Origin of the sequence: Eggerthella sp., assembly GCF_048329335.1 — a bacterium.
Lineage (GTDB): Bacteria > Actinomycetota > Coriobacteriia > Coriobacteriales > Eggerthellaceae > Eggerthella > Eggerthella lenta.
Window position 1 is genome coordinate 1 of record NZ_DBFEGU010000107.1, and the last position, 4,796, is coordinate 4,796.

At 67.1% G+C, this 4,796-nt stretch carries 6 protein-coding genes; all 6 read right to left on the minus strand.

What is annotated here, in order from left to right:
- On the minus strand, positions 1 to 700 hold a 700-nt coding region (locus ACMO6A_RS03375; protein WP_418470783.1), incomplete at its 3' end, for an ABC transporter ATP-binding protein.
- Positions 701 to 807: 107 nt separating this feature from the next.
- On the minus strand, positions 808 to 1,989 hold the full coding sequence (locus ACMO6A_RS03380) for a chloride channel protein (RefSeq protein WP_009608393.1): 1,182 nt from the start codon (positions 1,987 to 1,989) through the stop codon (positions 808 to 810).
- A gap of 363 nt (positions 1,990 to 2,352) precedes the next feature.
- On the minus strand, positions 2,353 to 3,060 hold the full coding sequence (locus ACMO6A_RS03385) for a hypothetical protein (protein ID WP_009304509.1): 708 nt from the start codon (positions 3,058 to 3,060) through the stop codon (positions 2,353 to 2,355).
- Positions 3,057 to 3,920, minus strand: coding sequence for an ABC transporter ATP-binding protein (locus tag ACMO6A_RS03390; protein ID WP_009304510.1), 864 nt, complete (start codon positions 3,918 to 3,920; stop codon positions 3,057 to 3,059). Before ACMO6A_RS03390 ends, ACMO6A_RS03385 begins: the two co-directional genes overlap by 4 nt.
- Complete coding sequence (locus tag ACMO6A_RS03395; protein ID WP_009304511.1) at positions 3,913 to 4,284, minus strand: GntR family transcriptional regulator; 372 nt, start codon at positions 4,282 to 4,284, stop codon at positions 3,913 to 3,915. The genes ACMO6A_RS03390 and ACMO6A_RS03395 overlap by 8 nt, the downstream gene beginning before the upstream one ends.
- Before the next feature lie 132 nt (positions 4,285 to 4,416).
- On the minus strand, positions 4,417 to 4,796 hold a 380-nt coding region (locus ACMO6A_RS03400; RefSeq protein ID WP_418470784.1), incomplete at its 5' end, for a YceD family protein.

Genomic DNA, 4,796 nt, shown 5'->3' on the forward strand with positions numbered 1-4,796 from the left:
TCTCGGTGAAGATGACGCGCTTCTGGTAGTTGCGCCAGAACGAGTACGCGGCCAGAAGCAGCGTCGCCACCAGCATGATGGCGGTCAGCGGCACGTTGATCAGGAACAGCAGCGCGAACGAGCCCACGATCTTGAGGATGCAGATGAACAGGTTCTCCGGCCCGTGATGGGCCAGCTCCGAGATGTCGAACAGGTCGGTGACCAGCTTGCTCATCATCTCGCCGGTGTTGTTGCGATCGTAATAGGAGAAGCTCAGGCGCTGGTACTGCTTGAACAGGTCCATACGCATGTCGGCCTCCATGCGCGCGCCCATGATGTGGCCCCAGCTGGTGATGAAGTACTGGCAGGCCGTGCGCACGCCGTACAGCACGACGAACAAGAGCGCGATCCACCAAAGCGAGCCGATGATAGCCTCGGGCGAACTTTGGAAGAAGTCCTTCGTGAAGAAGCTCAGGAACTGGGGGAACGCCAAGTCGACGCAGGCCAGCACCGTCGCGCACACGAGATCGAACACGAACAGGAAGGTATAGGGTCTATAATAGCTCGCGAACTTCGCGAGCACCTGACGCGCCGAGACCGGGCTCGCGTCCGGGGCGGTCGAGGACGCGGCGCCTTGCTCCGGCGCCGCGCCGGCGGACGGCTCGGTTTCGCGCGAGCCCGCCTTCTGCTTGAGCTTTTTCAGGGTTTCCATGCCCCACATTGTACCGCTCCTTCGAGCCCCGAGCGCCTCGAATCGGCGCGGGGCCCGGCGCTTCACGGGCTTCGCGTAAACGCGGCGCCGCGGTTGCCGCTCGTTCTCGCGCATCCTCATCGATCCTCCTCGAGCGACGGCTCGTCGCGCCGCGCACGCCGGCGCACGCGCGCGAGCTCGCTTGCCGCGCCGCGGCCGAACACGCCCACGTCGTAGCTGCCGGCGTACGCCGCAGCCACCGCTATCAGCAGAAACGGAAGCGACGCCCAGCCGAATATCTCGGCGCCCATGAGCAGCGCCGTCAGCGGGCAGCGGCCGGCGGCCGCGAAGAACGCCGCCATGCCGAGCGCGGCCGAGAATCCCGCCGGCGCGCCCGTGGCCAGCCCCAGCGAGCAGCCCAGCAGCGCTCCGATGGAGAACATGGGCATGATCTCGCCGCCCTTGAAGCCGAAGCCGAGCACGAGCACGGTGAGCCCCGCCTTCACGGCGAAGTCGGCCGGAGCGGCGCTTCCCGCAAGCGCCCCGCGCAGAAGGCCCATGCCCGTGCCCTGGAACGCCTGCCAGCCGCATGCCAGCACGATACCCGCGAACGCAAGGCCGCCCACGGCCACCAGCGCGAACGGACGAGCCTTTGCCCGGCGGCGCCACGCGCGGCGCAGCGCGCGCAGACAGGCGGCGAACAGCGCGCCGCCCACGGCGCAGCACAGGCCCACCAGCAGGCAGTGCGCGGCGACGGCCCACGAAAGGCCGGGCAGCGCCACCCGCGGGATATGGTCGCCGATGCCGACGGCGCGGGCGATGGCGTAGGCGACGAGGGCGGCTGCCAGCATGGCGGGCGCATGCCGCAGCACCGCGCGGTCGAAGCGCACGAGCTCCAGCACGAACATGCACGACCCCAACGGGGCGAAGAACAGGGCGCTGAACGCCGCGGCCATGCCGATGGCGCCCGGATAGCCGTCGGAAGCGCCGTCGCGGCCGCGCGCGGGCGGCAGCTTGAACGCGCGGCCCAGCACGGAGCCCGTCGACGCGCCCATCTGCAGCGCGCCCGCCTCCATGCCGACCGAGCCGCCGCCCAGCAGCGTAAGGCAGCTGCCGCCCAGTATCCCGACCGTAAGGCTTCCCGGGACGCGACGGCCCGCGCGCAGCTCGTCGACGACGCCTTCGGTGGTCAGGGCCGCGGGCAGGCGCAGCAGACGATACAGCCCCACGGACAGCGCGCCGAGGACCGGCAGCGCCAGCAGCAGCCAGGGAAAACGGGCCGGAAGGCTTTGCGCGAACCCCGTGGACAGAGTGAGCACGATGGACGAGGGGCGCCCGCTGCGCCCGCAACGAGGACGAACGACGCACGCCGCGAGAGCCGCCCGAGGGCCGTACGGCCGTCGCGCGAAGGTCCCTCCCGCCGATCGTTGCGTGCATCCACGCGCGCCTCGCCTCCCGTCATGCTCCGAATGCTTGCACATCCGCTCCATGGTACGGAGCCGTCGTGTGGAAGGACGGGCGCGGCGGGAGGAGGTTGCCGCACCGTCGCGCTCCGTTAGCCGCTGCGTTGCCGGCGCGCCGCGGCGGGTCGGGAAGCGCATCTTCGCCCGAAAAACACGCCTCAGCGTCTGGAGCGTGTTTTCGGAGCGAAGATGCGTTATCGGGAGCGTCGGAAGCAGGCGTCAGCGCACTTCCGCGCGGCGCGTCAGCAGGTAGGCGGCGAGCGCCGACAGCACGGCGACGACGGCGAACAGCACGATGGGGTTCGCCAGGACGATCCCCTGAGCCGTGAACCCGAGCGCAGGGAGAAGAACCGCCCCTGCAGCGTCGGCCGCGCCCGGCACCACCTGGAAGACGGTGGGCACCAGCACGAACGCCAGGAGGCCGAACGCCAGAAGCCCCAGCAAGAACGGAGCCTTCCCCACGCGTCCGTGCAGCACCACCAGCGCGTAGGACAGAAACACGATGGCCAGGTTGAACGCGAGCGTCCAGGCGAAGCCGAGAAGCCCCGGCCCGTAGCCCTCGCCGTACAGCGCGACTATCGACTGCTCGCCCCACAGGGGCAGCACCGCCAAAAGCAGCTGGTCGACCAGGGCGAAGACGAGCGCCACCACGCCGAACGACAGCGCGGTGCTCAGATACGCCTGGGCGCGGGTCACGCCGCATTGCAGCGCGAACTTGAAGTCGATGGAATACGATATGCCGCCGCACAGACCCAGAAACACGCACATCCACAGGTACATGCCCTTGAACGGCGTGCCCCCTTCGCCGGCGAATGCGATGATCGCCCACCCGAGCCCGAAGCAGACCGCGAACACGATGAAGAACACGCTCATCGAGAACAGGATGTCGGCCATCTGATAGCGGACGATCGCCTTGAACTTCCTCATCGCGCTTCCTCCTTCTCGGTCAGTTTCACGAACAGCTTCTGCAGGTTGAGCGGCGCGACGTCCAGCCGCTCGTTCAGGCGCGCCGCGTCGGGCTTGCCCTGCACGTACGCCACGCTCAAGCCGCCCAGCTCCTCCACGTCGAGCACCTCCATCCCCGCGCAGTAGGCGGCCACGTCCGCCGTGCGCCCCGACACGCTGTAGCCGCTCGCGCGCAGCTCCTCGGCCGACGAGGCCAGCAGCACCCGTCCGCGGTCGACGATGGTCACCTGCTCCACGAGGTTCGCCACCTCCTCGATGAGGTGCGTGGCGATGATCACCGTGCGCTGCTTCTCCAGGTAATCGTCCAGCAGCAGCTTGTAGAACAGCTCGCGATGATTGGCGTCCAAGCCCAGCACCGGCTCGTCGAGCAGCAGGTAGTCCACGTCCAGCGACAGCCCGACGACCAGCTGGTAGATGGAGCGGTAGCCCGTGGACAGCGATCCGATCTTCTTGCGCAGGTCCAGCCCGAACGCCTCGGCAAAGCCCGCAGCGGCCGTCCGGTCGAATCCCTCGTAGAAGCGCCCCATCTCCTTGAACAGGTTGTCGAGGCGCAGGTTCTCGGGATACATCTTCTTGTCGTTCATGCAGTACAGCTTGGCCAAGGCTCGCGCGTTGTCGGCGGCGGGCTCGCCGTCCACGAAGATGCGGCCGCTCGTGGGAACCAGGCGGTTCGCGATGAGGCCGAGCAGCGTCGACTTTCCCGCCCCGTTGCGTCCGAGCAGCGCATGGATCTTCCCGTGCTCGAAGGACAGCGACACGTCGTCGAGCGCCTTCGCCTTGCCGAACGACTTCGACACATGGTCGACGCGTATCTCACGCATGGTCGTATCCTTTCTCCACCAGGTCGACGACCTGCTGTTTCGTCAGGCCGAGCTTCTTCGCCTCGGCGACAAGCGCTTGCACGAACCGCTCGTCGAACGCGTTTCGGCGCTTGGCGCGCACCTTCTCGCCGGCTCCCGTCTGCACGTACATGCCCATCCCCCTTCTCTTGTAGATGATGCCCTCGTCCACGAGGATGTTCATGCCTTTGAGGACGGTGTGCGGATTGATGCCCAAAAGCGCGGACAGCTCGTTGGTCGACGGGATGCGGTCTCCCTCGGCGTACGAGCCGGTGAAGATATCCTCCTCGATACCCTCGGCGATCTGGACGAACAAGGGGACGTCGCTTCCCGGGTCGATGTTCATGCGGCGCGCCTCCTCTCTGCTAGTTAGTTACTTGAGTAACTAACTAGCATTCTAGAGAGCGCACGACGGGTTGTCAAGGAGAGAAAAAAAAAGAACGCCCGCCGTGAAGGGCGGGCGTTCGGTCGTGCGAAGCTAGTTCTGCGGCTCGTCGAAGGGAAAGTCCTTGAGCGCGGCGAAGGGGTTCGGCGGCATGTCGTCATCGTCGTCTGCGGCGGGCTCGCAGCCGCAGGGACCCTCGTTCAGGTTCGCGCCGCACTGGGGGCAGAGGCCCTTGCACTCCTCGTCGCACAACGGGATCAGAGGAAACTCCAGCAGCAGCGCCGCGGTGATGAGCGGTTCCAGGTCAATGACTTTGTCGGCGGGCAGCACGTCGAACTCGTCCTCGTCCATATCCTCGGGCGCAGCCTTCGTCTCGTCGAGCAGAAAATAGCCTTCGATCTCGCCCGTCACCGGGAACGAAACCTCGTCGAGGCAGCGCGCGCAAGCCGTTTTGGCCTCGCCTTCAACCGTGC

Coding starts and splice junctions, on each gene's coding strand:
- ACMO6A_RS03385 (WP_009304509.1), bottom strand. CDS start 3,060: ATGAGGAAGTTCAAGGCGATCGTCCGCTATCAGATGGCCGACATCCTG.
- ACMO6A_RS03395 (WP_009304511.1), bottom strand. CDS start 4,284: ATGAACATCGACCCGGGAAGCGACGTCCCCTTGTTCGTCCAGATCGCC.
- ACMO6A_RS03390 (WP_009304510.1), bottom strand. CDS start 3,920: ATGCGTGAGATACGCGTCGACCATGTGTCGAAGTCGTTCGGCAAGGCG.